Source organism: Streptomyces sp. R11 (genome assembly GCF_041051905.1).
In the GTDB taxonomy this organism is placed as follows: Bacteria; Actinomycetota; Actinomycetes; order Streptomycetales; family Streptomycetaceae; genus Streptomyces.
The window spans coordinates 5,316,219-5,341,105 of record NZ_CP163432.1 but is presented as its reverse complement, the minus strand read 5'-3'; the positions used below and the strand labels follow the sequence as shown (position 1 = coordinate 5,341,105).

Here is a 24,887-nt window from a genome sequence, read left to right as displayed (position 1 = left end):
GCCCCTCAGTCCCATTCCAGGCCGCCGCGCCGCCATACGTACGCGTACGCGACGAAGACGGTGAGCACGAAGAGCAGCATCTCCACGAGCCCGAAGATCCCCAGGGAGTCGAAGGTGACGGCCCAGGGGTAGAGGAAGACGATCTCGATATCGAAGATGATGAAGAGCATCGCCGTCAGGTAGTACTTGATCGGGAAGCGCCCGCCGCCGGCCGGCGTGGGGGTCGGCTCGATGCCGCACTCGTAGGCTTCGAGCTTGGCCCGGTTGTACCGCTTCGGACCGATCAGCGTGGCCATGACCACGGAGAAGATCGCAAAGCCTGCCCCGAGGGCTCCCAGTACGAGGATGGGCGCATAGGCGTTCACCGCTCCTCGCTCCTCTCAGTCGGCACTGACTGCTGGCGGTTGCACTGGGCTCACATCCGCCTCACCGGTCCCACAAGCCCCGCTCGTCCCGGCGAAGATCGAGAACATGTGAAGCAGGTCACAAGCCCAACTGCCTCGCATCTTATGCCTGCCGCTCTGTGATCTGCGACACGGGGTATTACACAAGCTTTGTGATCTCCACCACCTGACGAAGGATCATGAAGCCGGATGAGCGGTGATCTTCGCACGAGAAGCGTCCGAGTGATCACCAGAGGTGACATTTTCGCTCGTCGTCCCAGCTCGGAGGGGTCGTCTCAATATCAAGAGACTTCTCTTGCATGCAAATTGGTGATGGACGGGCCGTCTTGATAGAGGAGCGCGTTCACACTTCAGAGGGAGCCGCGGAGGGGGGTGTGGACGCGTGCACGCGTTCACGAGCGTCGGTGGGCGCGATCCGGGCACAGGACGCGCACGAGGCTGTGACCGTTGCGTGACCTCTGCCACATGATGAGAGGGCCCTGAGAACCGGGCTTGGCCACCGGTCTCAACAAGTGGTAGGTGATGGGCAATTCGGACTTAATGATGAAAGACCGTGATCACGGGCCGAGTGATACGCGTCCGCAATGTCCGTTACGGCGTCAATAAAGGGCGTCGCGCCGGGAATTTGGGGCCGCCATTGAGCAACTGTGGCGCAGCACACGTTTCTTGTAGGTATGGAGGAGCCCCTGATACCGGTTGTTCTCATGTCCCACACCGCTCACATACGCAGCCACCGGAAGCCCCGCCGCAGCGCGACGACGACCATCGCGATGCGCGCCGGAGTTACCGGTGGCGTCCTCAGCATGGCAGCGGCTGGCGCTGCGGCTACGGCGAACGCCGCCGAGCCGGTGACGCAGACCATCGAACTGCCCGCCCTCACGGGCGACCTGGCGAACCAGCTCGCCCAGTCCGCGGACGCCACTCAGCTGGCGGCGGCGAACTACGAGCTCGACGCCGAGCGTGACGCGGCCGCCGCCGCGGCGGCCAAGGAAGCCAAGAAGGACCTCGCGGAGGCCAAGAAGAAGGCTGAGGCGAAGAAGAAGGCCGAGGAGGCCCGCCGGGCCGCCGCAGAGGCCGCCGCCTCGCGCAGCGCCGAGCGGACCACCCTGTCCGCTTCCGCTTCCACGAGCACGGACGTGTCCGCTCCTGCCAGTGGCAGCGTCGGGACCGTCATCTCCTTCCTCAAGGCCCAGCTGGGAGACGCGTACGTCATGGGCGCCACCGGCCCCAGCGCGTGGGACTGCTCCAGCCTGGTCCAGGCCGCGTTCAAGCAGGTCGGCGTCGACCTGCCGCGGGTCTCGCAGGACCAGTCGATGGTCGGCACCGACGTGTCGCTGTCCAACCTTCAGGTCGGCGACATCCTGTACTGGGGCGGCAAGGGCTCCGCGTACCACGTGGGCGTTTACATCGGAGACGGCCAGTACCTGGACGCGGCCAACCCGTCCAAGGGCGTGGTCATCCAGGACCTGTCCGGGTACCCGGCGTCGGGTGCGGTGCGCGTCCTCTGAGTCGCCGCTGAGTCGCATCCGACTCCCAGAGATCAACGTAAGGGCCGCAGCCGCTCGGGGGCAGCGGCCCTTACGCCTCATCCGAGGTCGAAGGTGTTGGGCAGACCCAGCCTGTAGCGCACTTCGTCGACCCGCTTCAGCGGCTCCAGCTCCGGGGGCCGGTAGAGCCCCCAGGTCCGGCAGCGTTCGGCGGCCGAATCGTCCGCTTTCAGGAGGGCGTTGACGGCCAGGCGGGCCGATTCGTTGGCGCCCTCCATCGACGCCAGGTCCACGTCGGTGCGGACGTAGTCGCCCGCGAGGAAGAAGTTCGGGACCCATGTGCGGGCCGTGGGGCGGTTGTAGAGAGTTCCCGTGGGGTGGATGAGGAGCTGTTCGCGGTTCCGCGGGTTCGGGCCGCCCAGGCCCGTCACCGCCGGGTCCATGAACCAGCCGAGGCGGTCCTCGTCCCGGAGCGTGGTCTTGCCGGCGTCGTTGAGGCCGTCCTTGAGCTGAGCCCAGAGTTCGGCGACGACCTCCTCCTTGGTGCACTCCTTGGCCGTCTTGCCGTACAGGATGCCCGGCTTGTCCCACTCCGAGATGATCGCGGAGAGACAGTCGTGGGCGCGCCCGTCGCCGTAGTCGCGGGAGAAGTCCCGGCCGGCCCAGAACTGCGCCTGGCCGACGCCGGTCACCGCCCACGGTGAGTCCAGGCAGTTGATGTGGCCGTGCACGACGGGAGTGGGCGTGCGCAGGTAGAACATCACGCCGGTCATCCAGTCCGTCTGCAGCGCATCGCACCGGGCGAGCTGAGGGTCGGCCGCGCGCAGGGCCGGGCCCCACGTCCCGCGGGCGTGCTCGACGGGCAGGGCGGAGAGGTAGTGGTCGGCGGTGACGGTGCGTTCGTCGCCGCCGTCGCGGGCCGTGACGCGGACGCCGGTCACCCGGCCGCCGTCGTAGTGGACCTCGCGGACCTGGGTGCCGAGGGCGAAGTCGACGCCCAGGGAGCGCAGGTGCGCCTCCCAGGGGTCGATCCAGGCCTCGCTGGTGGGTGCGTTGAGGACGCGGTCGATGTCGGCGTCGCCGTCCATGCCGCGGCCGAGCAGGCCCCACAGGAGCAGGGCCTCGATGATGACGCGCCCGACGGTTCGGGTGGACGCCACCTCCGCGCGCGTGGCGACGAGATTGCGGGTCTGGCCGATGCCGAGGAGCGTCCGGTACTCCTCGCTCATCTCCTCGGCGCGGATGAAGTCCCACCACGCGACCTTCTCCCACACCTCCTCCCGGCGGGCGTCGCAGCTGGTGAGGTGGACCAGGAGGCGGTCGGCGAAGTAGGCCACCTCGTGGGCGGGGAGGCGGGTGCCGAGGTCCAGGACCGACAGGAGCTGGTCGCGGATCCAGCCGAGGGTGAGGTCGCCGGGGCGGGGCGGGGTGGTGCCGCGGCGGAGCGGGAAGTGCAGGTCGGGGCGGCCGTCGGCGCGGGCGAACAGGGCCTCGGTGCCGCTGACGAGGTTGTCGTGGACGCCGTGCGCGTTGCCGGGGACGGGGATGCGGCGCATGGTGTCCGGCAGGTTCCGGTAGAAGCCGGGGAAGAACCGGAAGCCGTGCTCGGCGGGGAGGTCCGCGCGGCCGCCGCTCGCCGTGCCCGGGACGGGCATCGAGCGGGCCTTGCCGCCGAGGGTGTCGTAGTACTCGTAGACGGTGACGGCGTAGCCGCGTTCGGCGAGTTCGTGGGCGGCGCTCAGGCCGGAGACTCCGCCGCCCAGGACGGCGACGCGTCTTGCGGAAGCAGCCTTCGCGGTTCCCGCGGGCCATAAGGCGAGGGCGCCGGCCACTCCCCCGGCACCGGCCAGAAAGCGTCTGCGGGTGTGGCCGGATCGTGTGTGACCTGTCTGCTCCTGGGGCTCCTGCGTGTGTTCTGTTGTCATGAATCCCGGAGGGTAGGGAGGGTCCGCGGAGGTCGGAAGCCTGATTCCCGGCCGACCACAGCATTCTCACAACCCGCAACAGCAGAAGGACAGAAGCCCGGAAAGGGAGAGAAGCGATGCCCAGCGTTTTTGTGCAAGGCAGGCCCGTCGACTCGTATCCGCCGCTCGCGCCCGAGGCCCGGCGTGGGGCGGTGCGCAGGATCACCGAGATGGGTGAGGAGGTGTTGCACAAGCCGTGCCGGGACGTGACCGAGTTCGGGCCGGATCTCGCCGCGCTCATCGACGACATGTTCCTGACCATGTACATCGCCGACGGGGCCGGACTGGCGGCGAACCAAGTCGGTGTCGATCTTCGGCTGTTCGTGTACGACTGCCCGGACGACGACGGCGTCCGACACGTCGGGCACATCGTCAACCCGGTGCTGGAACCGCTCGACGCGGCGCACAGGAGGCTCCTCGACGACAGCGAGGGGTGTCTGTCGGTGCCGGGTGCGGTGATGGACGTACCGCGACCGGACCGCGCCGTGGTGCGCGGGCTCGACAGGGACGGCGAGCCGATCGTGATCGACGGCACGGGGTACTTCGCCCGTTGCCTCGCGCACGAGACCGATCACTGCAACGGGCAGGTCTATGTGGACCGGCTCTCCAAGCGGGAGCGGAAGGAGGCGCTGCGGCAGGTGGCGGACCGGCGGGACGAGGTGTTCGCGCGCCGGGCCGCCAACATCGAGGCCCTCAGCAGGGCCTAGGCCTAGGGCCTTGCCTCAGGCCTTCGGTGCCACCTTGCTGAGGCCGTTGATGATGCGGTCCATCGCGTCGCCGCCGGTCGGGTCCGTGAGGTTCGCGAGCAGCTTCAGCGTGAACTTCATCAGCATGGGGTGCGTCAGGCCGCGCTGGGCCGCGATCTTCATGACCTTCGGGTTGCCGATGAGCTTCACGAAGGCGCGGCCCAGCGTGTAGTAGCCGCCGTAGGTGTCCTTCAGGACGCGCGGGTAGCGCTGGAGGGCCATTTCACGCCCCGCGGGAGTCGAGCGGGCGTGGGCCTGGACGATGACCTCGGCGGCGATCTGGCCGGACTCCATGGCGTAGGCGATGCCCTCGCCGTTGAAGGGGTTCACCAGGCCGCCGGCGTCGCCGACGAGGAGCAGGCCCTTGGTGTAGTGGGGTTGGCGGTTGAAGGCCATCGGGAGGGCCGCGCCGCGGATCGGGCCGGTCATGTTGTCCGGGGTGTAGCCCCAGTCCTCCGGCATGGAGGCGCACCAGGCCTTCAGGACCTCGCGCCAGTCCAGTTCCTTGAAGGAGTCCGAGGTGTTGAGCACGCCCAGGCCGACGTTCGACGTGCCGTCGCCCATGCCGAAGATCCAGCCGTAGCCGGGCAGGAGGCGGTCCTCGCCGGGGCCGCGGCGGTCCCACAGCTCCAGCCAGGACTCCAGGTAGTCGTCCTCGTGGCGGGGGCTTTCGAAATACGTCCGTACGGCCACGCCCATCGGGCGGTCCTCGCGGCGGTGCAGGCCCATCGCCAGCGACAGGCGCGTGGAGTTGCCGTCGGCGGCGACGACCAGCGGCGCGTGGAAGGTGACCTCGCGCTTCTCCTCGCCGAGCTTGGCGTGGACGCCCGTGATGCGGCCGGTGCGGTCGTCGATGATCGGGGCACCGACGTTGCAGCGCTCGTAGAGGCGGGCGCCGGCCTTCTGGGCTTGGCGGGCGAGTTGCTCGTCGAAGTCGTCGCGCTTGCGGACGAGGCCGTAGTCGGGGAAGGAGGCGAGATCGGGCCAGTCCAGCTGGAGCCGCACGCCGCCGCCGATGATCCTCAGGCCCTTGTTGCGCAGCCAGCCCGCTTCCTCGGAGATGTCGATGCCCATGGCCACGAGCTGTTTGGTCGCGCGCGGGGTCAGGCCGTCACCGCAGACCTTCTCCCTGGGGAACTCGGTTTTCTCCAGCAGCAGGACGTCGAGGCCGGACTTGGCCAGGTGGTACGCCGTCGCAGAGCCGGCCGGCCCCGCGCCCACGACGATCACATCGGCGGTGTTCTCGGAGAAGGGCGAGGAGTGGGGCTCGGGCACGACGGTCACGGCGGGATCTCCCCAAGTTCGAAATCTGTGTGCCGACCGGCACTGGACATGGGCAGTCTATTCAGCAGTATTGATCACCCGGCTGAAGGGCTGCCTCCGTGAACCGAGCTCTCCCTGTCGTACGGCTCCGTGTCCCCACCGACGAGGACGCCGTCGCCTGGCACCGGATCTTCGCCCACCCGGATGTCATGGAGTTCCACGGCGGACGGGCCGCGGAGCTGTCCGTCTACGAGGAGCTCACCGCCCGCCAGCGCCGGCACGACGCCGAGCGCGGGTACTGCCTGTGGACCGTCCTCGACGAGAACGATCAGGTCATCGGCTTCACCGGCGCCCAGCCGTGGGAGCGGGAGTGGGGTCCCAGGGGCGAGATCGAGATCGGCTGGCGGCTCGGGCGGGAGCACTGGGGCAAGGGATACGTCAGCGCGGCCGCGCAGCTGACGCTGGACCGGGTGCGGGCGGCCGGGGTGCCGGGCGTGGTGGCGATGGTCGACGCCCGCAACGAGCGGTCGATCGCGGTGACGCGGCGGCTGGGGATGCGGCTCGCCGAGGTGTTCGCCACGCCGGACGCACGGCAGAAGGGGCACTGCTACCGGCTCGATCTGTGACACCAGAACTGCACAGCTCGATTCCGGATATTTCACCCTGAGTAATCGACTGTTACAGAAAGGTACTTGACGCTTCCGGACGGTACCCCGGGCGGTTACCCTGCCAGTACCGCTGGGGGTGACATCTGTGCGCATAACACCCAAAACGCCCGAGGTGCGAGTACCGAAACTCGTCGGACTGATGGCCTTGGACGCGCGCGAGGAAGCGAAGTCGCACGGCCTTCTCCTCAACGCACCGGACCGGCCGGACTTCCACCTGGTCGTCGTCGACTACGTCGTACGCCAGTACCCCCAGCCCGGCGCCGAGGTGCCGCGGGAGTCGATGGTCTACGTCTGGTTCGACTTCGGCGAGGGGGAGGGCGGCGGAGGCGTACGCGAACCACGCATCCCACGGCCGCCCGGTGGCGGACTGCAGCGCGAACTGGACGAGCCCGGGGATCCGTACCCCGTCGTCAGCTCTGCTTGAAGCCCCGGTGCAGGGTCACGATCCCGCCCGTCAGGTTCCGCCAGGCGACCTTCGACCAGCCGGCCTTGCGCAGCCGCTCGGCCAGGGCGGGCTGGTCGGGCCAGGCGCGGATGGACTCGGCGAGGTAGACGTAGGCGTCTGGGTTCGAGGACACCGCGCGCGCGACCGGGGGCAGGGCGCGCATCAGGTACTCGGTGTAGACGGTGCGGAAGGGCGCCCAGGTCGGGTGCGAGAACTCGCAGATCACGACCCGGCCGCCGGGCCGCGTCACCCGGTACATCTCGCGCAGGGCGGCGTCGAAGTCCTGGACGTTGCGCAGCCCGAAGGAGATCGTCACGGCGTCGAAGGTGTCGTCCTTGAACGGCAGCTTCGTCGCGTCGCCCGCCGTGAACGGCAGCCAGGTGTGCTTGCGCTTGCCGACCTGCAGCATCCCGAGGGAGAAGTCGCAGGGGACGACGTACGCGCCGGTCTGCGCGAACGGCAGCGAGGAGGTGGCCGTACCGGCGGCCAGGTCCAGGATCTTCTGCGCCGGGCGGGCGTCGACGGCCTTGGCGACCTCCTTGCGCCATCTGCGGTCCTGGCCGAGCGACAGCACGTCGTTGGTCAGGTCGTACCGTTCCGCCACGTTGTCGAACATCGAAGCGACTTCGTGCGGCTGCTTGTCCAGGGATGCGCGGGTCACGGGCCCATTGTGGCAGTACGGCCGCTCGCACTTCGTGGCAGTACGGCCTCAGGGGAGCAGCTTCGGCTTCTTCTTCCCGGCCACGTCCTCCACCCAGCCGCACAGCAGCACGAACACCGCGATCAGGATCCAGCCGATGCCGAACATGAACCACTGGCTCTCCAACGGCAGGTACTTCTCGAACGCGGGCACGTTCCAGAACCGGTCGATCAGCGGGACGGCGAGGATCAGGGCGATCTCGTGCCAGAGATAGAACGTCACGGCACGGGCGTTGAAGACCGTGACGAGGCGGTCGAGGGGGCGGACACGGGTCAGCCAGGCGAAGTCGATGCGGAAGTACTCCTTCGCGTACATCAGCAGCGTCACATAGCCCGCCGACCAGAACGCCTGCGCGAGCGGGATGTCGTCCAGGTCGTACGAGCCCGTCTCGGCCTGGTGTGTGAAGGCGTACCAGCCGCCGTACCCGATCGCCGCGAGCGAGAGGACGGCGACGGCGAAGGGCTTGAGGCGGCGCAGGACGCCGTCGCGGTGCGCGAAGCCGAGGATCCAGCAGAAGAGGAACGTGGCGAGGTCGGTGAGCGCGCTGCCGAACCGGTTGTCCGGGGGCTCCCACAGGAAGTGGACGACGAGGACCGGTGCCAGGGACAGGATCAGGACGGGCACCGGGGCCAGGCGGAAGGCGCGCAGCAGGAGCGGCGAGAGCAGGACGAACCAGAGGTACGTCCGCAGGTACCAGAGGATCTCCCAGGCCTGCTCGGCCCACGCGTTGCCCGGCGGGTCACCGAGCGGGACGATCCAGTAGACGATCTGCCGGCCCGGCATCCAGTCGTGGATCAGCATCGCCACGACCACGAAGACGCCCCAGAACCAGAAGGGCGGCAGGAGCCGCCGCATCCGGCTGCGGACCACCTTGAGCGCCGGGCGCTCCAGGGACTTCGCCATCAGGGTGCCGGCCAGGGCGAACATGACTCCCATCGAGGGGAAGACCATGCCCGCCCAGGCCCAGCCGAACGTGTGGTACGTGACGACGCGCATGAGGGCGACGGCTCGGAGGGTGTCGAAGTAGCGGTCCCTGGCGGGGGGCTCGGGCCGCGGATCCGGGCCGGGATCCCTGGCGTCCGTCGCAGCGGCAAGCGGCGCGGCAAGCGCCCCTCTCCTGTGCGCCCCCACCTCAGCTCACCCCCGCCGGCGTTCCGACCTCGCCGGTTCGCTTCAGTTTCTGCCAACGGCGGCCGGACTCACCTGCCTGCTCGCGTTGACCACGGGGTGCTCCGCGGGCTCCGGTGGTACGGCGGACGCGGCGCCGCCGACCCCCCAGCGGCCCAGCACCTCGTCCTCCGCGACGGCCTCCCCCTCGGCCTCCGGAACGGCTGCCGCGAGCACGTCGTACGCCCCCTACGTCAGCGCCACCGAAGCCTCCGAAAACGACTCCGTCGGCTCCCCGACGACGTACAACCTGGCTTTCGTCATCTCGGACGGCAGCAACTGCACCCCGAAATGGAACGGCACCACCGCCATTTCCGACTCGGCCGTCAAGTCCCGTATCTCGAAACTCAAACAGAACGGCGCCACCGTCCGGGTCTCCTTCGGCGGCGCCTCCGGCAAGGAAATGGCGGCGAGTTGCGACAGCGCGTCCGAGCTGGCGGCGGCGTACGGGAAGGCGCTGGACGCGGCGGGTTCCAGCCAGGCCGACTTCGACATCGAGGGCGACGAGCTGACCGACTCCGACTCGGTGGACCTGCGTTCGGAGGCGATCGCCCTGCTGCAGCAGGAGCGCGGCGACCTCCGCGTGTCCTTCACGCTGCCGGTGATGCCTTCCGGCCTCGACGACGACAGTGTGGCGCTGCTGGAGTCCGCCAACCAGCACGACGTACAGGTCTCCACCGTCAACCTCATGACGATGAACTACGGCGAGTCCTACACCGGCGACATGGGCGACTACGCCCTCACCTCCGCCAATGCCGCCCACACACAACTCAAGGAGCTCTTCGGCACGTCCGACGCGACCGCCTGGCGGGCCATGGCGCTCACCTCGATGCTCGGCGTCAACGACGTCGACAACGAGACGTTCACGCTCGACGACGCGGCGCAGGTGCGGGAGTTCGCCGAGGAGAAGGGAATCGGGTGGGTGTCGATGTGGGCGACGTTCCGGGACCGGCAGTGTGCCGACGGCTCCTCCTCGGACGACCCGCTGACGAACTGCAGCGGGGTCGGCCAGGAGGACGGTGCGTTCGCGGAGGCGTTCGCGGGCTGATCCGGTACGTTGGGGCGGCTACCGCCGCCGGTACACCAGCCGCCCGTCCACGACCGTGGCCACACACGTCCCCGCGCCGCGCGCCGCGAGCTCGGCCTCGTCCCGCACGTCGAAGAAGGCGAACCGGGCGGCGGAGTGCTGCTCCCTCGGTTCCGCGAACTCCACCGGCAGCCCGGAGGCGTAGGGGTCGAGCGCCGGGGTTCCACCGGGGCGCCCGAGCCGGCCCATGGCCAGACGGGAGCGGTGCAGGGCGTCCCGCACCGCCGGGTTGCGCAGTTCCTCGCAGGCCACCCGGACCGTGCCGTGGGCCAGCATGCGCTGCAGGCCACGCCGGGCGCTCGCACCCCAGCGGGCGTCGTCCATGTCCAGCGCGTCGAGCGCCTTCCCGGTCAACGGTGCGGTGCCCAGCAGGTCCGCCTCGCGCGGATCCGGGTGGTACGCCTGTTCCAGCAGCTCGTTGCCGTGCAAATTGATCAGCCCGGGCGTGAGGATGCCCGGCCACTCCCGCACCCGCGCCCGCGGATGGGCCGCGGCCAGGTCCGCCAGCTGCCCGACGTCAGCGATCAACTCGCCCTGGACGACGAGTGCATGACCTCTGGAGTCGGCGTGAATCGTCAGCACGAAAGCCCCGGCCAGGCCTAGTTCGACGCGAGGATCTTCAGCTCGGGATGCGCCGTGCCGCCCTCGATCGCCGTGGACGAGATGTGCGACGCAACCCGCTCGTCGACGGGGTCGTTCGCCGGGTCGTCGTGCACGACGAGGTGCTCGTACGTGGTCGCCCGCTGGGCCGGAACCCGCCCCGCCTTGCGGATCAGATCGATGATCTCCATCCGGTTGGAGCGGTGCTTGGCGCCGGCGGAGGAGACGACGTTCTCCTCCAGCATGATCGAGCCGAGGTCGTCGGCGCCGTAGTGCAGCGACAGCTGGCCGATCTCCTTGCCGGTGGTCAGCCAGGACCCCTGGATGTGGGCGATGTTGTCCATGAACAGCCGCCCGATGGCGATCATCCGCAGGTACTCGAAGATCGTGGCCTGCGTACGGCCCTTCAGGTGGTTGTTCTCGGGCTGGTAGGTGTACGGGATGAAGGCCCGGAAGCCGCCCGTGCGGTCCTGGACGTCACGGATCATCCGCAGGTGCTCGATGCGCTCGGCGTTCGTCTCGCCCGTGCCCATCAGCATGGTCGACGTGGACTCGACGCCCAGCCGGTGCGCGGCCTCCATGATCTCCAGCCAGCGCTCACCGCTCTCCTTCAGCGGGGCGATGGCCTTGCGCGGCCGCGCGGGCAGCAGCTCGGCGCCGGCGCCGGCGAAGGAGTCGAGCCCGGCCTCGTGGATCCGGGTGATGGCCTCTTCGATGCTCACCTTGGAGATCCGGGCCATGTGCTCGACCTCGCTCGCCCCCAGGCTGTGGATGACGAGCTGCGGGAACTCCTTCTTGATGGCCGCGAAGTGCTTCTCGTAGTACTCCACGCCGTAGTCCGGGTGGTGACCGCCCTGGAACATGATCTGGGTGCCGCCGAGTTCGACGGTCTCGGCGCAGCGCCGCAGGATGTCGTCGAGGTCGCGGGTCCAGCCCTTGGCCGTGTCCTTGGGGGCGGCGTAGAAGGCGCAGAACTTGCACGCCGTGACGCACACGTTCGTGTAGTTGATGTTGCGCTCGATGATGTACGTCGCGATGTGCTCGGTGCCGGCGTACCTGCGGCGGCGTACGGCGTCGGCGGCGGCGCCCAGCGCGTGCAGCGGGGCGTCGCGGTAGAGGTCGAGCGCTTCCTCTGGGGTGATCCGCCCACCCGCTGCGGCACGGTCGAGCACAGACTGGAGGTCGGCCTTCTCGGTCACCGGGGCGTCCCTTTCGTCAAGCAGTTGGACAGACCGAACCAGCCTACGCCAGGCCTTTCGGGCCAGGGACGTCAGGCCGCTCCCGGGCCGACGGCGCCCACGTCACGCCGCGTACGCCCCGATCAGCAGCCCCACGAGCGCACCGCCGAGCAGGAACGGCCCGAACGGGATCGCTGTCCTGCGCCCGCCCCGCCGCAGAACGACCAGCGCACCGCCGTACAGAGCCCCGAACAGGAACCCGGCGAAGGTGCCGAGCATGACCGTCGGCCAGCCGTACCACCCCAGCGCCGCCCCCACCCCGAGCGCGAGCTTCACATCGCCGAAGCCCATGCCGCCGGGGTTGATGAGCCACAGCACGAAGTAGCCGGCGCCGAGCGCGAGGGCGGCCCACAGGGCGGTCGGCCAGTCACCGGCGTGCTCGGGGACGACGGCGGCCAGGCCGAGCAGCAGCAGCGCGGCGGCCGCGAGCGGCAGGGTCAGGACGTCGGGCAGCCGCCGCACCCGCAGGTCGACGACCGCGAGCAGCACGCCGACCGGCGCCAGCAGCAGCCAGACGCCCAGCTCGGGCCGGGTGTCGGTGGCGGCGGCGAGAGCGGCGCAGACGAGGGCGGTGACGGTGACCATGAGGGCCGTACTGGGCCCGTACGACGGCGCGTCGGCGCACTCCCGACACCGAGCCCACCCGATCCAGCCCCCGATCGGGTGCCCGCCCGGACACCGCTCCCGCCACCCCTCCTCCTCCGTGACGGAGAACCGATGGGCGGGCCGGGGCAGCAGCGTGCCCGCCGCGGCACCCCAGAGTGCGGCCAGGACGACCAGGACGGGCGTGCTCACCCCCACGTGCTCAGCCCTGCCCGACCTTCGACAGCCGCGCCTCGGGCTTGCCCTCCGCGTCGCTCTCCGAGCGGAACACCAGGTCGTCGCCCGCCGGGGAGATCCGGACGGTGTGCGGTGCCGGGTTGCAGCCGCCGTGGTTGGTCTTCCTGCCCACGGACGTGACGACGAGCTCCTTGGCCGTCACCTTCTTCAGGGTCAGTACGTCGTTGCAGACGAGTCCGAGCACGTCCGTCTGCCGGAGTGTGCCCAACTCCTCGCCCACGTCGGCCTTGTGCACGGTGAGCCGGTAGGTGCCCGACGGCAGGGCGCCGTCCAGGGCGGTGGCCTGGCCCTCCCAGGTGCCGAGATACCGGGCGGGCACGGAACCCTCGACGGTGGGGCTGCTCTTGCCCGGCGATGCGGACGAGGCGGCGTCGGAACCCGCGTTGCGGTCCTGGTCCCCGCCCGGCAACAGGTCGAACACGACCACGGAACCCACCGTCACCGCGGCCAACGCCCCCGCCACCGCGAGCGCGACGGTGCAGCTCAGCCTCCGGCCACGGCCGCCCTCCCCCGGCGCCGAGGCCGCCGCGACGGAGAGGGAGAGCTTGCCGGGGCGGCTGTCGGATGCGGGGGTCGCCTCCTGCGGCGGGGCGTCGCGGGGCTCGGGGACGGCGACGGGCGGCGTGGTCGCGCCCGCACCTCCCGGCCCCGGCATGACCGGTGGCGGCCCGAACTCCCCCACCGTCGCCTGCCGGCTGAAGCCCACCGGCCCCGACGGGACGTCGCATGCCGGCGGGCCGCTCTCTCCCGGCTCCCCCGCCTCCAGGTTCAGCAGCCGCACGGCACTCCGGCTGACCTGCTCGACCAGCCCGCCCGGCAGCCATCCGCCCGTCACCAGCCGGGCCGCCCCGTCCGGAGCCAGTCGCCGGGCCACCTCACCCGGCGTGGGCCGGGCACCCGGCTCCTTGGCCAGGCAGGCCTCCACCAGCTCCCGCACCTCGCCGTCCAGCGGGCCGAGTTCGGGCTCCTCGTGCACGACCTTGTAGAGCAGCGCCGCCGACGAGTCCCCGGAGAACGGGGGCGCCCCGGTCGCCGCGTACGCCAGTACCGCGCCCAGCGAGAAGACGTCCGCCGCCCCCGTGGCGCCCTTGCCCACGATCTGTTCGGGCGACATGTATCCGGGGGAGCCGATCGAGACGCCGGTGGATGTCAGCGACGCCGTGCCGTCCATGGCCCTCGCGATGCCGAAGTCGATCAGCAGGGGGCCGTCCAGTGTCAGCAGGACGTTCGACGGCTTCACGTCCCGGTGCACCAGCCCCAGTTCGTGCACGGCCGCCAGCGCCTCGGCCAGCCCGGCCCCCAGCGCTCGTACCGAATGCGCGGGCAGCGCGCCCGAGTCCGCGACCGCGGCCGACAGCGAGGGACCCGCCGCATAGGCCGTGGCCACCCACGGCACCGCCGCCTGCGGGTCCGCGTCCAGCACGGGCGCCGTCCACGCACCGCCCACCCGCCGCGCCGCGTCCACCTCCCGGCGGAAGCGGGCGCGGAACTCCTCGTCCAGCGCGAAGTGCGGATGCACGATCTTGACGGCGACCGTACGGCCGCCCGTGCTGCGGCCGAGATACACCCGCCCCATGCCGCCGGAGCCGAGCCGGCCGAGCAGCCGGTACGGTCCGACGACCGTGGGCTCGTCAACTCCGAGCGGCTGCATCGGCGTCCACCCCTCCCCCGTACGGCCTAGTGCGGCCGTGGAACTTCCAGCAGATTAGTGCGCGCGGACCCCACCCTCACGGCTGAAGCAGATCCACCTTCACATCCGCTGCAAAGCCCGTCGTCGGTCCCACCCGCCGCGCGAACTCCGCGACCGCCTCCAGCTGCGGGCCGCCGAAACGGAAGTCCAGGGTCGTGAAGTACCGCTCCAGGACCTGCTCGTCGAAGGCCTCCCAGCGGGCCGCCTGCTCGGCGACCTTGCCGACCTCGTCCAGGGAGAGGTTGCGGGAGGACAGGAAGGCCTCGTGGACCTGGCGGGTGATGGCCGGCTCGCGCTCCAGGTAGTCCCGGCGCGCCGCCCAGACCGCGAAGACGAAGGGCAGGCCGGTCCACTCCTTCCAGAGCGAGCCGAGGTCGTGCACCTCGAGGCCGTAACGCGGGCCGTCGAGGAGGTTGGCCCGCAGCGCCGCGTCTCCGATGAGTACGGCCGCCTCCGCCTCCTGCATCATCAGGCTGAGGTCGGGCGGGCAGGTGTAGTAGGAGGGCTGTACGCCGTAGCGCTCGGCGAGCAGCAGCTGGGCCAGCCGGACCGAGGTCCGCGAGGTCGAGCCGAGGGCGACCCGGGCGCCGTCCAGCCGGTCCAGCGGGACCTGCGAGACGATCACGCAGGACATCACCGGGCCGTCGCAGCCGACCGCGATGTCGGGGAAGGCGACCAGGTCGTCGGCGTTGCGCAGGAACTCCACGAGGGTGATCGGCCCGATGTCGAGGTCGCCCCGCACCAGCTGCTCGCTGAGCTTCTCGGGAGTGTCCTTGGTCAGCTCGAAGTCGAGGAGTGTGCCCGTTCTCGCGAGCCCCCAGTACAGGGGCAGGCAGTTCAGGAACTGGATGTGGCCTACGCGCGGCCTGGTGCGAGAATTGTCCACATCGCGAGACTAGACCCCATGGGGTAGCGTGCACCCTTCAGGGTGGCGACTCCCCGGTGACGCTCAGATCACCAGCGCTCCCGTCAACCCCGACACGTGCATTCAAACGTCCGGGTGACGTGATCTTGACCTCTATTGCTTTCGGCTGCCCGCGTGCTAGGCTCGCCGCAAGTTGCAGTTTGGTTTCCCTTGCAGTACAGAGCCTGCGGAGCATGTGACCGCGGGCTCTCGTCGTTTTCAGACGTATGCAGTTGTGCGGCATTTTGTTTTCACACTTGCAGGGTTCTGGAGCAGGGCAACCCTTTGGGCCCAAGGAGGGCTTATGGCTACCGGAACCGTGAAGTGGTTCAACGCCGAAAAGGGCTTTGGCTTCATCGCCCAGGAAGGCGGCGGCCCCGACGTCTTCGTTCACTACTCCGCGATCAATGCGAGCGGCTTCCGTTCGCTGGAGGAGAACCAGCAGGTCTCCTTCGACGTGACCCAGGGCCCGAAGGGCCCGCAGGCGGAGAACGTCACCCCCGTCTGATCAGTCCCGATCAGTCTGATCATTCGGTCTCGGAGCCTGGTGCTTTGATCCGGAACAGATAGCAGTACCCAAGGAGCCCCGTGCCGCAAGGCAGCGGGGCTCCTGCCTTTCCCCTCCCCGTCGACGCCTAGATGTGCTGCATGACCAGCACGAACGTCGTCCCGGGAGCGAGCGCCTCGTACGAGTGGGGCACATCCCCCCGATACGACATGTAGTCGCCGGGCTCCAGCTCGGCCTCGTCCCCCCGCGGCCCCGCCTTCACTCGCCCCGTGCTCACGATCAGGTGCTCCACCGACCCCGGAATGTGCGGCTCCGACTCCCGGGCCGGGCCGGGTTCCGCGCGCAGGTGATAGATGTCCCGGCGAGCGCCGGGCGGACTGGCGGAGAGCAGCGTGGCCACGTAGTCCGCCCGCTCGGAGGCGACCGTGGGCCCCTCCCCCGCCCGGATCACCTGGACCGCCGGCGACGGCGGCTCCACCAGCACGCTGAACGGAACACCGAGCGCGACCCCCAGCGCCCACAGCGTCTCCACGCTGGGATTCCCCCCGCCGGCCTCCAGCTGGGAGAGCGTGGACTTCGCGATGCCGGCCCGCTTGGCCAGCTCGGACAGGGACAGCCCGGCCCGGGTGCGCTCGCGTCGCAGCGAGGCGGCGATCCAGGTCAGGGGCTCGCTCATCGGTTCACTTCCCGTCGTTCGCTTCGTCGGTCCAATCGTTCGCCTTGACGAACGGGTGCCGACTGTTCATTCTGGAAAACATGCGTTCGCTACTCCGAACACCGATGATGTCACCTCTTCCGGCGCCCGCGATGACGGCCCTGGTGCGCGACAGCGCCCTCATCTGGCTGGCCGGCGGGGTCGTGGGCGTCTCCTTCGGCGCGATCGCGGTGGCCGGCGGGCTGCCGGTGTGGGTGCCGGTGGTGATGTCACTGGTCGTCTACGCGGGCTCGGCCCAGTTCAGCGCGGTCGGCGTGCTGCTGGCCGGGGGCGGGCCGTTCGCCGCGGCGGCCACCGGGCTGCTGCTCAACACCCGCACGGCCGCCTTCAGCCTGGCCGTGGCGGACGTCCTCGGCCGCGGCCGCCTCGCCCGCCTCCTCGGCGCCCACCTCGTCTCCGACGAGACGGTGGCTTTCGCCCTCGCCCAGCCGGACTTGGTACGGCGCCGGGCGGCGTTCTGGGTGAACGGCCTCGGACTGTTCGTCGCCTGGAACATCGGTGTCCTCGCCGGCGCGCTCGCCGGAACCGCACTGGGCGACACGGCGACGTACGGCCTGGACGCCGCCTTCCCCGCCGTGCTGGTCGCACTGGTCCTACCCACTCTGCGCAAGGACTCCGCCGTACGCCGTGCCGCGCTCCTCGGCGCCGCCCTCGCCCTGGCCGCGGTACCGGTCGTCCCGGCGGGGGTGCCGGTGCTGCTGGCGCTGGCGGGACTCGTCGCGTACCGCTCGTCCGGCAGGAAGGAAGGCGCGTCATGACCGGCACGACGGGAACGGTCGCCATGATCCTGGCGCTGGCAGTGGGGACGTACGCCTTCCGTCTGGTCGGCCCGGCGCTGCACGGGCGGGTGGTGCTCCCCGCACGGGTCCAGGAGCTGCTGGCTGCGGGTGCGGTGGTGCTGCTCGTGGCGCTGCTGGCGACGGGGACTTGGACGGAGGGCGACGGCTTCGCGGGGTGGGCGCGGCCGGCCGGGGTGCTGGTGGGCGGCGTGCTGGCGTGGCGGCGGGCGCCGTTCCCGGTGGTGGTGCTGGGGGCGGCGGTGGCCACCGCGGTGCTGCGGGCGGCTGGGGTGCCATGAGCCGGCCCCGTGGGAGAATCGCCAGGTGAACAACGGGGACGGGAACAACCACGGGGAAGGCGGCGGCGGTGCCGCCAACAGCAAACCGGCCATGGGCCTTTCGCTCGGCCTCTCCTTCGGCACGGGCATCGGCATCGTGCTCGGCCTGACCGCCTTCGACAACCTCGGGCTCGGGCTGGCCCTGGGGATGGGGTTGGGCATCGCCGTCGGCGCCGCGATCGGCGGTGGCCGGATGGGAACGGGTCGGGCGCAGGACGGGTCCGAGTAGCGGTCGCGTTCGCTAGGGTCCCCGCCCATGACCGACTCCGACTTCCTGACCACCACCCGTACCTTCTACGACGCCATCGCCGAGGACTACGCGGACCTCTTCCGGGACGAACTCGCGGGCAGACCCTTGGAGCGGGCACTGCTGGGGGTGTTCGCCGAACTCGTCGAGGGGGACGGGCCGGTCGCCGACCTGGGATGCGGACCGGGCCGGACCACCGCCCGCCTCGCCTCGCTCGGGCTGTCCGTGTTCGGGCTCGATCTGTCGCAGTCCATGCTGGCGATCGCGCGCCGCGAGAACCCTGGGCTGCGCTTCGAGCAGGGTTCGATGCTGGAGCTGGAGCTGCCGGACGGCGCTCTGGCCGGTGCGCTGTCCTTCTACTCCTCCATCCACACGCCTGTGGACCGGCTCCCGGAGCTCTTCGCCGAGTTCCACCGGGTGCTGGCGCCCGGCGCGCCCCTGCTCGTCGCGTTCCAGGCCGGTGACGAACACCGGCACCACGACCGGCCCTTCGGGCACCCTGTCTCGCTCACCTTCCAGCGCCGCCGCCCGGAAGACATGGCCGACCTGCTGACGGCGGCCGGCTTCACCCTCGTCTCCCGGACGGTGCGCGAAGCAGACCCGGCGCTGGACGAGACGTCCCCGCAGGCGTTCCTCATCGCCCGCAAGCCCGGGTGACCGCCTGATCCCGCGCGGGACACTGCGGGAGCGGATTTCTAGAGGCTCCCGGCGATGTCCCGCGCCGCGATGTACCCGAACGTCATCGCCGGGCCGATCGTCGAGCCCGCGCCCGCGTAGCTGTGCCCCATGACGGCCGAGCTCGCGTTGCCGGCGGCGTACAGTCCCCGGATCACCGAGCCGTCATCCCGCAGCACGCGGGCGCGGGCGTCGGTGAGGAGGCCGCCCTTGGTGCCGAGGTCGCCGGGGACGATGCGGAAGGCGTGGAACGGGGGCAGCCAGAGGGGCGCGAGGCACGAGTTGGGCAGCACGGAGGGGTCCGTGTAGTAGTGGTCGTAGGCGCTGTCGCCCCGCTTGAAGTCGGGGTCCCTGCCTTGCCGGGCCTGCGAGTTGAAGCGGTCGACCGTGGTCCGCAGGGCCGGCGCCGGGACACCGATCGATCGCGCGAGCGCGTCCAGGGTCCAGGCCTTGTGCGCGGCGCCCGAGCTGTACCAGTCGGCCGGGAGGGGCAGGGCCGGGAGGACGTCCTTGAAGAGGTACCGGTTCCGGTAGTTCTGGTCGACGATCAGCCAGGACGGGATGGCCGGGCTCGTGTCGTTGACGTCGTACATCGTGTGGACGACGTCGCTGTAGGGGGCGGCCTCGTTGACGAAGCGGGCGCCGGCGGCGTTGATCAACAGACCGCCGGGGAGGGTGCGTTCGGCGAGGCAGAAGTACGGCTGGCCGGGGAGCGGGATCGCCGGGCCCCACCAGGCGTCGTCCATGAGGCCCAGGGCGGCGCCGAGCCGGTGCCCGGCCCGGATGCCGTCGCCGGTGTTCTCCTTCGCGCCCACCGTCCAGTCCGTGCCGATGGGCTGCCGCTGGTAGCGCTCGCGCATCGCCGCGTTGTGCTCGAAGCCGCCCGAGCCGACGATCACGCCACGGCGGGCCCGCACCAGGCCGGGGACGCCGTCCCGGGTGACGACCGCGCCGCTCACGGCACTGTTCTCGACGTACAGGTCGGTGAGGGGAGTACCGAGCCAGACCGGGACCCCGGCCGACCGCAGCCCCAGGCGCAGGCCGGCCGCCAGCGACTGTCCCATGGTCAGCGGCTTCTCACCCCGCAGCGCCGCGGCCGTACCGCGCGCGAGACAGGCCGCGGCCACGGCTGCGCCCTTGACGTTCACCGCAGCCAGGGCCAGCCACTTGTAGTCGGCACTGAAGACGACCATGCCTGGAGGGACGTCCATGTACGGCGGGTTCAGCCGCGCCAGCTCGGCGCCCAGGAGGTTGCCGTCGAGCTGGTCGGGCTCGATGGAGCGGCCGTTCGCGAGGCCGCCGGGCAGCTCGGGGTAGTAGTCGGCGTACCCCTCCATCCAGCGGAATCGCAGCGGGCTGTTGGCCATGACGAAGGACAGCATCGCCGGGCCGTGCGCCAGAAAGGCCCGCTGCCGCTCGACGGGAACATCCGGCCCGACGACGGCGGCCAGGTACTCGGCCGCCTTCGCCGGCGTGTCCGGCACACCGGCCGCGAGAATCACCGAGTTGTTCGGAATCCAGATCCCGGCCCCGGACCGCGCGGCGGACCCTCCGAAGGTGGACGCCTTCTCCACCACCACACAACTCAGCCCCTGCTTGGCGGCAGTCAGCGCGGCGGTCATGCCGGCAGCTCCGGAGCCGATGACGACGACGTCGTAGGTGCCCAGGAGGGGCAGGTCGGCGGCGTGAGCGGCGGGTTGGGCCACGGCGCCGGACCCGAGGGCCGTGCCTGCGGCTCCGGCGGCACCGGCGGCCAGTACGTGTCTTCGCGAAGGGTGCACGCTGCTGGTCATGGAGGCCGCTCCCGCCCTGGACGCCGCGTTTCTGAGGGTGTGTCAGAAATGCGAATGTGACGCGGATGCCTCGTGAAGTCAAGGGCGCTGCAGGAGCGTTGAAACCGCCGTCCGGTCGCGCTTTTGGGTCGGCACCCGCTCCCCCCACGCCATGGTCCGGACTCCGGCGAGGGTGTGGAGCGGGTTGCCGCCCGGGCCCTTCGAGGATCGTCGTCCATCGGCCAAGGCCCAGTCAATCCTTGGGATTTGTGGCTGTACCCAAGCATTAACTTAGAGGTCATGACCCTCGATGACCTGCGTGTGTTCGTGGCCGTATGCCGTGCCGGGAGTCTCAGCTCGGTCGCCCGGGAGCTGGGGTGCACCCAGTCGGCGGTGAGCCAGCACGTGAAGCGGCTGGAGCGCGAGACCGGGGTCGCGTTGCTGGAGCGGCAGCCCCGGGGGGTCGTGCCGACGCAGGCCGGCCGGGTGCTGGAGGCGGCCGCCGCAGAGGGGATATCGGGGCTGGACCTCGCCGTACGGCAGCTGCGGGATCTCGTCGACGGGGAGAGCGGCTACGTGCGGGTGGCGACAGGCGCGACGACCGTACGGCACTTCATGGCCGAGGCGGTTGTCGCGTACCGGCGACGGCATCCTCGGGTCAACCTGGAGTTCCGCACGGTCAGTTCGGGCCGGGGCAGCTTCGACGCGCTGGCCGACGGCACGCTCGACCTGGCCTGGATCACCCTCGGGCCGCAGGTGCGCGGTATCGAGCAGCGGCCGGTGGTGGAGCTGCCGTGGGTGCTGGCGGTGCGGTCCGACGATCCGCTCGCGGCGCGGCCGTACGTCGATGTCGGCGCCGACCTGCGTGACGTGCGGCTGATCCGGCTGCCGCCGAACTCCGCCTCGGCGGCCCATCTGGACGCCGCCTGCGCCGAGCTGGGCGTCCGGTTCGCGCACGACACGAGCGTCGCCGACTGGGACACCGCGCTGCTGCTGGCCGAGCTGGGGGTGGGACGGGCGGTCCTGCCCGCGCTGCCGGGGCTGCCGGTCCCCGAGGAGGGTCGGCTGCGCCTGATTCCCCTCCCCGAGCTGCGCCCCCTGCCCGTGGGCTGGGCCGTGCGCCGCTGGGACTCGCTCAGCCCGCCGGCCCGGGCGTTCGCGGACCTGGTGGAGTCCCACCGCCGAGCCACCCGGGTCTGACGGGCACTGAAGAGGGCGCCTCGGCGTCTACTCCAGGCCGATGGCCGCGCAGTCCGCCTTGTACTCGGCGGTGCAGATCTCCTTGACGGTGTAGACGCCGTCCTGGATCACCGTCTGCTTGATGTTGCTCTTCGTCAGGGGGACCACCGAGACCAGCTGGGCCGGGATGCCGTCCTGGGTCGGGCTGTCGACCGAGTCCTGGGTCAGGGCGTCGAACTGGATCGCGCGCCCCTGGGCCTTGTACACGGCCATCTTCGCGGCGTTGGTCGCCTCCAGCAGGAACGACTTGTACACCGACATGAACTGCTCGCCCGCGACGATCCGCTGCACCGCGTCCAGGTTGGCGTCCTGCCCGGTCACCGGCGGGATCTTGCTCGCGCCGGACTCCTTCAGCGCGTCGATGACGGCGCCGGCCATGCCGTCGTTCGCCGAGTAGACGGCGGCGATGTTGTCCAGCCCGACGGCGGAGATCGCCTTCTTCATGTTCGCCTTGGCCGTCTCGGGCGCCCACTTGTCGGTGTCGTACCGCTTGACGATGTTCACCTCGCCCTCGAGCTCGTCGAGCGCGCCCTTCTTGAACCGGTCGGTGTTCGGGTCGGCGGGGTCGCCGTTCATCATGACGACCTTGCTGGTCGCGGCCTTCGCGCCGAGTTCCTCGACGAGGGCGCGGCCCTGCACCTCGCCGACGAGCTCGTTGTCGTGGGAGACGTACGCGTCGATCGGCCCCTCGGCGAGCCGGTCGTAGGCGATGACGGGAATGCCCGCGTCCTTCGCCTTCTGCACGTCCGGCGCGATGGCCTTGGAGTCCAGCGCGTCCACGAGGATGACGTCCACCGCGTCGGCGATCATCTGCTGGAACTGCTGACTCTGCTTGTCCGTGCTCGACTCGGCGTTGGCGTAGACGACCTTGCCCTTGTCGTGGGTGAGGGAGGCGACTTCCTTCTTGATCAGCGGGTGGTCGAACTTCTCGAAGCGCGCCGTGTCCTTGTCGGGCAGCAGGAGCCCCACCGTGACGTCGTCGCCCTTGTTGGGCGACTCCGAGCTGTCACCGCCTCCGATGCCGTCGACCACACCGCACGCGGCGAGCGAGAGCGCCGAGGCGGACGCGGCGAGGGCTATGGAGAAGCGGCGTGCAGCGGGCATGTGGGGGGTACGAGCATTCACTACTGGTGCCTTCCGAGCGGATGAGCGGCTTTGCTACCCGGTGGCGGTAGCCAACGTGGCCATGGCATGTCACGTCAAGCAAATGTCGTAACGAGACGGCAACCGTTTGTCGTGATGTCGGATCCTGGCGGGTTGCCCGGAACCGCCGCTATTTCGTGTACAGCTCCTCGACCTCCGCCGCGAAGTCCCGCATGACAGCCTCCCGTCGCAGCTTCATCGACGGTGTGAGGTGGCCGTCCAGCTCCGTGAAGTCCGTCGGCAGGATCGTGAAGCGGCGGATGGACTCCGGGCGCGAGACCAGCTTGTTGGCCTCGTCGATCGCGCGTTGCAGAATCGCCCTCAGCTCGGCGTCGTCGACCAGGAGTTCCGCGGGGACGGCGTGCTTGCCGTTCATGCGGCGCCAGTGGCTCACGCCGTCCATGTCCAGGGTGATCAGGGCGGACACGAAAGGCCGGCGGTCGCCCACGACCATGCACTGGGAGATCAGGGGGTGCGAGCGCAGCCAGTTCTCCAGGGGCGCCGGGGCCACACTCTTGCCGCCCGCCGTGATCAGGAGTTCCTTCTTGCGGCCGGTGATCGTCAGATAGCCCTCGTCGTCCAGGGCGCCGATGTCCCCGGTCGGCAGCCAGCCGTCGGCGGCGGCCGGGACGACGCCGCCCGCGGAAGGGTCCCAGTAGCCGCGCAGCACCTGGTCGCCGGAGATGAGGATCTCGCCGTCCGCGGCGATACGGATGCGGGTGCCGGGCAGGGGCCAGCCCACCGTTCCCAGACGGGGCTTGGAGGGCGGGGTCACGGTCGCGGCGCCCGTCACCTCCGTCAGGCCGTAGCCCTCGTAGATCTCGATGCCGGCGCCGGAGTAGAAGGCGGCCAGACGGCGGCCGAGCGGTGAGCCACCGCAGATCGCGTACCGCACCCGGCCGCCCATCGCGTTGCGGATACGGCGGTAGACCAGGGGGTCGTAGAAGGCGCGGGCCGTCTTGAGCGTCGTGCCCGGGCCACCGCCCGTCCCCGAGGCCCTGGCCTCCATCGCCTCGCCGTAGCGCTCGGCCACCGACGCCGCGCGGTCGAAGGAGGACGCCCGGCCGCCCGTCTCGGCCTTGGCGCGGGCGGAGTTGAAGATCTTCTCCAGCATGTAGGGGATGGTCAGCAGGCACGTGGGGCGGAAGGCGGCCAGGTCCGGCAGCAGGTCCTCCGCCTTCAGGCTCGGCGCGTGGCCGAGGCGCACCCTGGCCCGGATGCAGGCCACCGCGACCATACGGCCGAAGACGTGCGACATGGGGAGGAAGAGCAGCACCGACGCCTCTTCGCTGGTGCGCGCCTTGAAGATCGGGTAGAGCAGCTCGATCGCGTTGTCCACCTCGGCGAAGAAGTTGCCGTGCGTCAGCGCGCAGCCCTTGGGGCGGCCCGTCGTGCCCGAGGTGTAGATGAGCGTCGCCAGCGTGTCCGGCACCAGCATGCCCCGCCGTACGCCCACTTCGCCGTCCGGCTGCTGCGCGCCCAGCTCCGCCAGCCGCTCCACATGACCTTTCTCCATCACCCACATGCGGTGCAGGTCGGGCACCCGGTCCAGTTCGGGGCCGAGGGCGGCCGCCTGCGCGGCGGTCTCCGTGACCAGGGCCACCGCACCGGAGTCCTGGAGGATCCAGCGGGTCTGGAAGACGGACGAGGTGGGGTAGACGGGGACCGTGACAAGGCCGGCCGCCCATGCGCCGAAGTCGAGGAGCGTCCACTCGTACCTCGTCCGCGCCATGATCGCGATCCGGTCGCCCGGCTCCAGTCCCTCGGCGATCAGCCCCTTCGCCACCGCCTGCACCTGCTCGGCGAACTGCGCGGCCGTCACGTCCGACCACCGCCCGTCCTCGCCCCTGCGGCTGAGGACGACCGCGTCCGGCGCCGCGGCCGCGTTGTCGAAAGGCAGGTCCCCGAGCGACCCATGGGTCACCGGCGGCGCGAACGGCGGTACGTACGCCTCCCGCACGGCACCGTCCAGTCGTCGCGTCTCGGGCTGCACCAGGCTCGGGCCCGGAGCGTCGTCGAAGGCGGCCGAGGCGGCGAAGGAGGGAAGCGGGGTGGACACGGGCGGCTCCTGCGGCGGGCGTGCAGCGAAGAAACTGCTTGCTGCATGACGTACGTGCCTCGCGCACCGTGGCGTTCACCTGCCGAGGCCTGCGGAAACGGGTTACCGCTGGTTAGGCAGGTGATCGTACGGCGCGGGCGTGTGGGGGTTGTGCGGGTTCGGGGGTGGTCCGGAGTCGGGTATGTGCAACGTCGCGGGTTATGTGAGGG

General features: G+C 70.4%; 24 protein-coding genes and 1 pseudogene. 11 read left to right on the top strand and 14 right to left on the bottom strand.

The window, feature by feature from the left end:
• Positions 1–5: 5 nt before the first annotated feature.
• The gene (locus tag AB5J55_RS24820) at positions 6–365 is read right to left on the bottom strand and encodes an NADH-quinone oxidoreductase subunit A (RefSeq protein WP_030950624.1); all 360 of its coding nucleotides are present in this window, start codon (positions 363–365) and stop codon (positions 6–8) included.
• 713 nt (positions 366–1,078) lie between these two features.
• On the opposite strand from AB5J55_RS24820, the gene AB5J55_RS24815 reads away from it, so the two are divergent.
• On the top strand, positions 1,079–1,912 hold the full coding sequence (locus tag AB5J55_RS24815; RefSeq protein WP_369272776.1) for a C40 family peptidase: 834 nt from the start codon (positions 1,079–1,081) through the stop codon (positions 1,910–1,912).
• A 77-nt stretch (positions 1,913–1,989) separates the two neighbouring features.
• On the opposite strand, the gene AB5J55_RS24810 is transcribed toward AB5J55_RS24815, so the two are convergent.
• Entirely contained in the window at positions 1,990–3,816 is a 1,827-nt protein-coding gene (locus tag AB5J55_RS24810; protein WP_369272775.1) for an FAD-dependent oxidoreductase, read from the bottom strand.
• A gap of 116 nt (positions 3,817–3,932) precedes the next feature.
• Here AB5J55_RS24810 and def point away from each other — a divergent pair, with 116 nt between their 5' ends.
• Entirely contained in the window at positions 3,933–4,562 is a 630-nt protein-coding gene (gene def, locus AB5J55_RS24805; protein WP_369272774.1) for a peptide deformylase, read from the top strand.
• Between the two features lie 15 nt (positions 4,563–4,577).
• Here the strand turns inward: def and AB5J55_RS24800 are convergent, their stop codons facing one another.
• The gene (locus AB5J55_RS24800; RefSeq protein ID WP_369272773.1) at positions 4,578–5,885 is read right to left on the bottom strand and encodes a geranylgeranyl reductase family protein; all 1,308 of its coding nucleotides are present in this window, start codon (positions 5,883–5,885) and stop codon (positions 4,578–4,580) included.
• A gap of 98 nt (positions 5,886–5,983) precedes the next feature.
• On the opposite strand from AB5J55_RS24800, the gene AB5J55_RS24795 reads away from it, so the two are divergent.
• Both AB5J55_RS24795 and AB5J55_RS24790 read left to right on the top strand, forming a co-directional pair.
• Positions 5,984–6,490 carry a GNAT family N-acetyltransferase gene (locus tag AB5J55_RS24795; RefSeq protein WP_369272772.1) on the top strand — a complete coding sequence of 169 codons (507 nt, stop codon included), beginning with the start codon at positions 5,984–5,986 and terminating at the stop codon, positions 6,488–6,490.
• 154 nt (positions 6,491–6,644) lie between these two features.
• Positions 6,645–6,956 carry a PASTA domain-containing protein gene (locus AB5J55_RS24790; RefSeq protein WP_369272771.1) on the top strand — a complete coding sequence of 104 codons (312 nt, stop codon included), beginning with the start codon at positions 6,645–6,647 and terminating at the stop codon, positions 6,954–6,956.
• On the opposite strand, the gene AB5J55_RS24785 is transcribed toward AB5J55_RS24790, so the two are convergent.
• Positions 6,943–7,638 (bottom strand): demethylmenaquinone methyltransferase, encoded by a 696-nt coding sequence (locus AB5J55_RS24785; protein ID WP_369272770.1) that lies wholly within the window; start codon positions 7,636–7,638, stop codon positions 6,943–6,945. The two genes, AB5J55_RS24790 and AB5J55_RS24785, sit on opposite strands and share 14 nt — an antisense overlap.
• A gap of 48 nt (positions 7,639–7,686) precedes the next feature.
• A pseudogene (locus AB5J55_RS24780) lies at positions 7,687–8,721 on the bottom strand (acyltransferase); the annotation flags it as partial.
• 172 nt (positions 8,722–8,893) lie between these two features.
• Here AB5J55_RS24780 and AB5J55_RS24775 point away from each other — a divergent pair.
• Positions 8,894–9,892, top strand: a complete 999-nt coding sequence (locus tag AB5J55_RS24775; protein WP_369272769.1) for a chitinase — start codon at positions 8,894–8,896, stop codon at positions 9,890–9,892.
• An 18-nt stretch (positions 9,893–9,910) separates the two neighbouring features.
• Here the strand turns inward: AB5J55_RS24775 and AB5J55_RS24770 are convergent, their stop codons facing one another.
• The 5 genes from AB5J55_RS24770 to AB5J55_RS24750 all read right to left on the bottom strand — a co-directional run bounded on the left by AB5J55_RS24770 (position 9,911) and on the right by AB5J55_RS24750 (position 15,185).
• A complete protein-coding gene (locus tag AB5J55_RS24770; RefSeq protein ID WP_369272768.1) occupies positions 9,911–10,513 on the bottom strand; it encodes a hypothetical protein in 603 nt (200 codons plus the stop codon).
• A 17-nt stretch (positions 10,514–10,530) separates the two neighbouring features.
• Complete coding sequence (gene mqnC, locus AB5J55_RS24765; protein ID WP_369272767.1) at positions 10,531–11,730, bottom strand: cyclic dehypoxanthinyl futalosine synthase; 1,200 nt, start codon at positions 11,728–11,730, stop codon at positions 10,531–10,533.
• 102 nt (positions 11,731–11,832) lie between these two features.
• Positions 11,833–12,564: a prepilin peptidase gene (locus AB5J55_RS24760; RefSeq protein ID WP_369272766.1), complete on the bottom strand. Its 732-nt coding sequence runs from the start codon at positions 12,562–12,564 to the stop codon at positions 11,833–11,835.
• Between the two features lie 10 nt (positions 12,565–12,574).
• Complete coding sequence (locus AB5J55_RS24755) at positions 12,575–14,260, bottom strand: serine/threonine-protein kinase (protein WP_369272765.1); 1,686 nt, start codon at positions 14,258–14,260, stop codon at positions 12,575–12,577.
• Positions 14,261–14,336: 76 nt separating this feature from the next.
• Entirely contained in the window at positions 14,337–15,185 is an 849-nt protein-coding gene (locus tag AB5J55_RS24750) for a menaquinone biosynthesis protein (protein ID WP_328880014.1), read from the bottom strand.
• A gap of 322 nt (positions 15,186–15,507) precedes the next feature.
• Here AB5J55_RS24750 and AB5J55_RS24745 point away from each other — a divergent pair, with 322 nt between their 5' ends.
• Positions 15,508–15,711 carry a cold-shock protein gene (locus tag AB5J55_RS24745; RefSeq protein WP_003992177.1) on the top strand — a complete coding sequence of 68 codons (204 nt, stop codon included), beginning with the start codon at positions 15,508–15,510 and terminating at the stop codon, positions 15,709–15,711.
• A gap of 127 nt (positions 15,712–15,838) precedes the next feature.
• Here the strand turns inward: AB5J55_RS24745 and AB5J55_RS24740 are convergent, their stop codons facing one another.
• Positions 15,839–16,387: a helix-turn-helix domain-containing protein gene (locus AB5J55_RS24740; protein ID WP_369272764.1), complete on the bottom strand. Its 549-nt coding sequence runs from the start codon at positions 16,385–16,387 to the stop codon at positions 15,839–15,841.
• A 107-nt stretch (positions 16,388–16,494) separates the two neighbouring features.
• Between AB5J55_RS24740 and AB5J55_RS24735 the strand changes: the two genes are divergently transcribed.
• The 4 genes from AB5J55_RS24735 to AB5J55_RS24720 are packed head-to-tail and all read left to right on the top strand — an operon-like array spanning position 16,495 to position 18,447.
• Positions 16,495–17,184, top strand: a complete 690-nt coding sequence (locus AB5J55_RS24735; protein WP_369276281.1) for an AzlC family ABC transporter permease — start codon at positions 16,495–16,497, stop codon at positions 17,182–17,184.
• Complete coding sequence (locus tag AB5J55_RS24730) at positions 17,181–17,504, top strand: AzlD domain-containing protein (RefSeq protein WP_369272763.1); 324 nt, start codon at positions 17,181–17,183, stop codon at positions 17,502–17,504. Before AB5J55_RS24735 ends, AB5J55_RS24730 begins: the two co-directional genes overlap by 4 nt.
• A gap of 25 nt (positions 17,505–17,529) precedes the next feature.
• Entirely contained in the window at positions 17,530–17,772 is a 243-nt protein-coding gene (locus tag AB5J55_RS24725) for a hypothetical protein (protein ID WP_369272762.1), read from the top strand.
• 27 nt (positions 17,773–17,799) lie between these two features.
• Entirely contained in the window at positions 17,800–18,447 is a 648-nt protein-coding gene (locus tag AB5J55_RS24720; RefSeq protein WP_369272761.1) for a class I SAM-dependent methyltransferase, read from the top strand.
• 38 nt (positions 18,448–18,485) lie between these two features.
• Here the strand turns inward: AB5J55_RS24720 and kstD are convergent, their stop codons facing one another.
• Positions 18,486–20,258 (bottom strand): 3-oxosteroid 1-dehydrogenase, encoded by a 1,773-nt coding sequence (kstD, locus tag AB5J55_RS24715; RefSeq protein ID WP_369272760.1) that lies wholly within the window; start codon positions 20,256–20,258, stop codon positions 18,486–18,488.
• A gap of 279 nt (positions 20,259–20,537) precedes the next feature.
• Between kstD and AB5J55_RS24710 the strand changes: the two genes are divergently transcribed.
• A complete protein-coding gene (locus tag AB5J55_RS24710; RefSeq protein WP_369272759.1) occupies positions 20,538–21,437 on the top strand; it encodes a LysR family transcriptional regulator in 900 nt (299 codons plus the stop codon).
• 27 nt (positions 21,438–21,464) lie between these two features.
• Here AB5J55_RS24710 and AB5J55_RS24705 read toward each other — a convergent pair whose 3' ends face one another.
• Together AB5J55_RS24705 and AB5J55_RS24700 are read right to left on the bottom strand one after the other, a co-directional pair.
• On the bottom strand, positions 21,465–22,580 hold the full coding sequence (locus AB5J55_RS24705; RefSeq protein WP_369272758.1) for a sugar ABC transporter substrate-binding protein: 1,116 nt from the start codon (positions 22,578–22,580) through the stop codon (positions 21,465–21,467).
• A 169-nt stretch (positions 22,581–22,749) separates the two neighbouring features.
• Entirely contained in the window at positions 22,750–24,678 is a 1,929-nt protein-coding gene (locus AB5J55_RS24700; protein WP_369272757.1) for a long-chain fatty acid--CoA ligase, read from the bottom strand.
• Positions 24,679–24,887: the final 209 nt, after the last annotated feature.

Excerpts from the sequence above, each read along its gene's own strand:
- AB5J55_RS24740 (WP_369272764.1), bottom strand. The coding sequence starts at position 16,387 with ATGAGCGAGCCCCTGACCTGGATCGCCGCCTCGCTGCGACGCGAGCGC.
- AB5J55_RS24710 (WP_369272759.1), top strand. The coding sequence starts at position 20,538 with ATGACCCTCGATGACCTGCGTGTGTTCGTGGCCGTATGCCGTGCCGGG.
- AB5J55_RS24745 (WP_003992177.1), top strand. The coding sequence starts at position 15,508 with ATGGCTACCGGAACCGTGAAGTGGTTCAACGCCGAAAAGGGCTTTGGC.
- def (WP_369272774.1), top strand. The coding sequence starts at position 3,933 with ATGCCCAGCGTTTTTGTGCAAGGCAGGCCCGTCGACTCGTATCCGCCG.
- kstD (WP_369272760.1), bottom strand. The coding sequence starts at position 20,258 with ATGACCAGCAGCGTGCACCCTTCGCGAAGACACGTACTGGCCGCCGGT.
- AB5J55_RS24755 (WP_369272765.1), bottom strand. The coding sequence starts at position 14,260 with ATGCAGCCGCTCGGAGTTGACGAGCCCACGGTCGTCGGACCGTACCGG.
- AB5J55_RS24705 (WP_369272758.1), bottom strand. The coding sequence starts at position 22,580 with ATGCCCGCTGCACGCCGCTTCTCCATAGCCCTCGCCGCGTCCGCCTCG.
- AB5J55_RS24730 (WP_369272763.1), top strand. The coding sequence starts at position 17,181 with ATGACCGGCACGACGGGAACGGTCGCCATGATCCTGGCGCTGGCAGTG.
- AB5J55_RS24735 (WP_369276281.1), top strand. The coding sequence starts at position 16,495 with ATGTCACCTCTTCCGGCGCCCGCGATGACGGCCCTGGTGCGCGACAGC.
- AB5J55_RS24720 (WP_369272761.1), top strand. The coding sequence starts at position 17,800 with ATGACCGACTCCGACTTCCTGACCACCACCCGTACCTTCTACGACGCC.
- AB5J55_RS24815 (WP_369272776.1), top strand. The coding sequence starts at position 1,079 with ATGGAGGAGCCCCTGATACCGGTTGTTCTCATGTCCCACACCGCTCAC.
- AB5J55_RS24810 (WP_369272775.1), bottom strand. The coding sequence starts at position 3,816 with ATGACAACAGAACACACGCAGGAGCCCCAGGAGCAGACAGGTCACACA.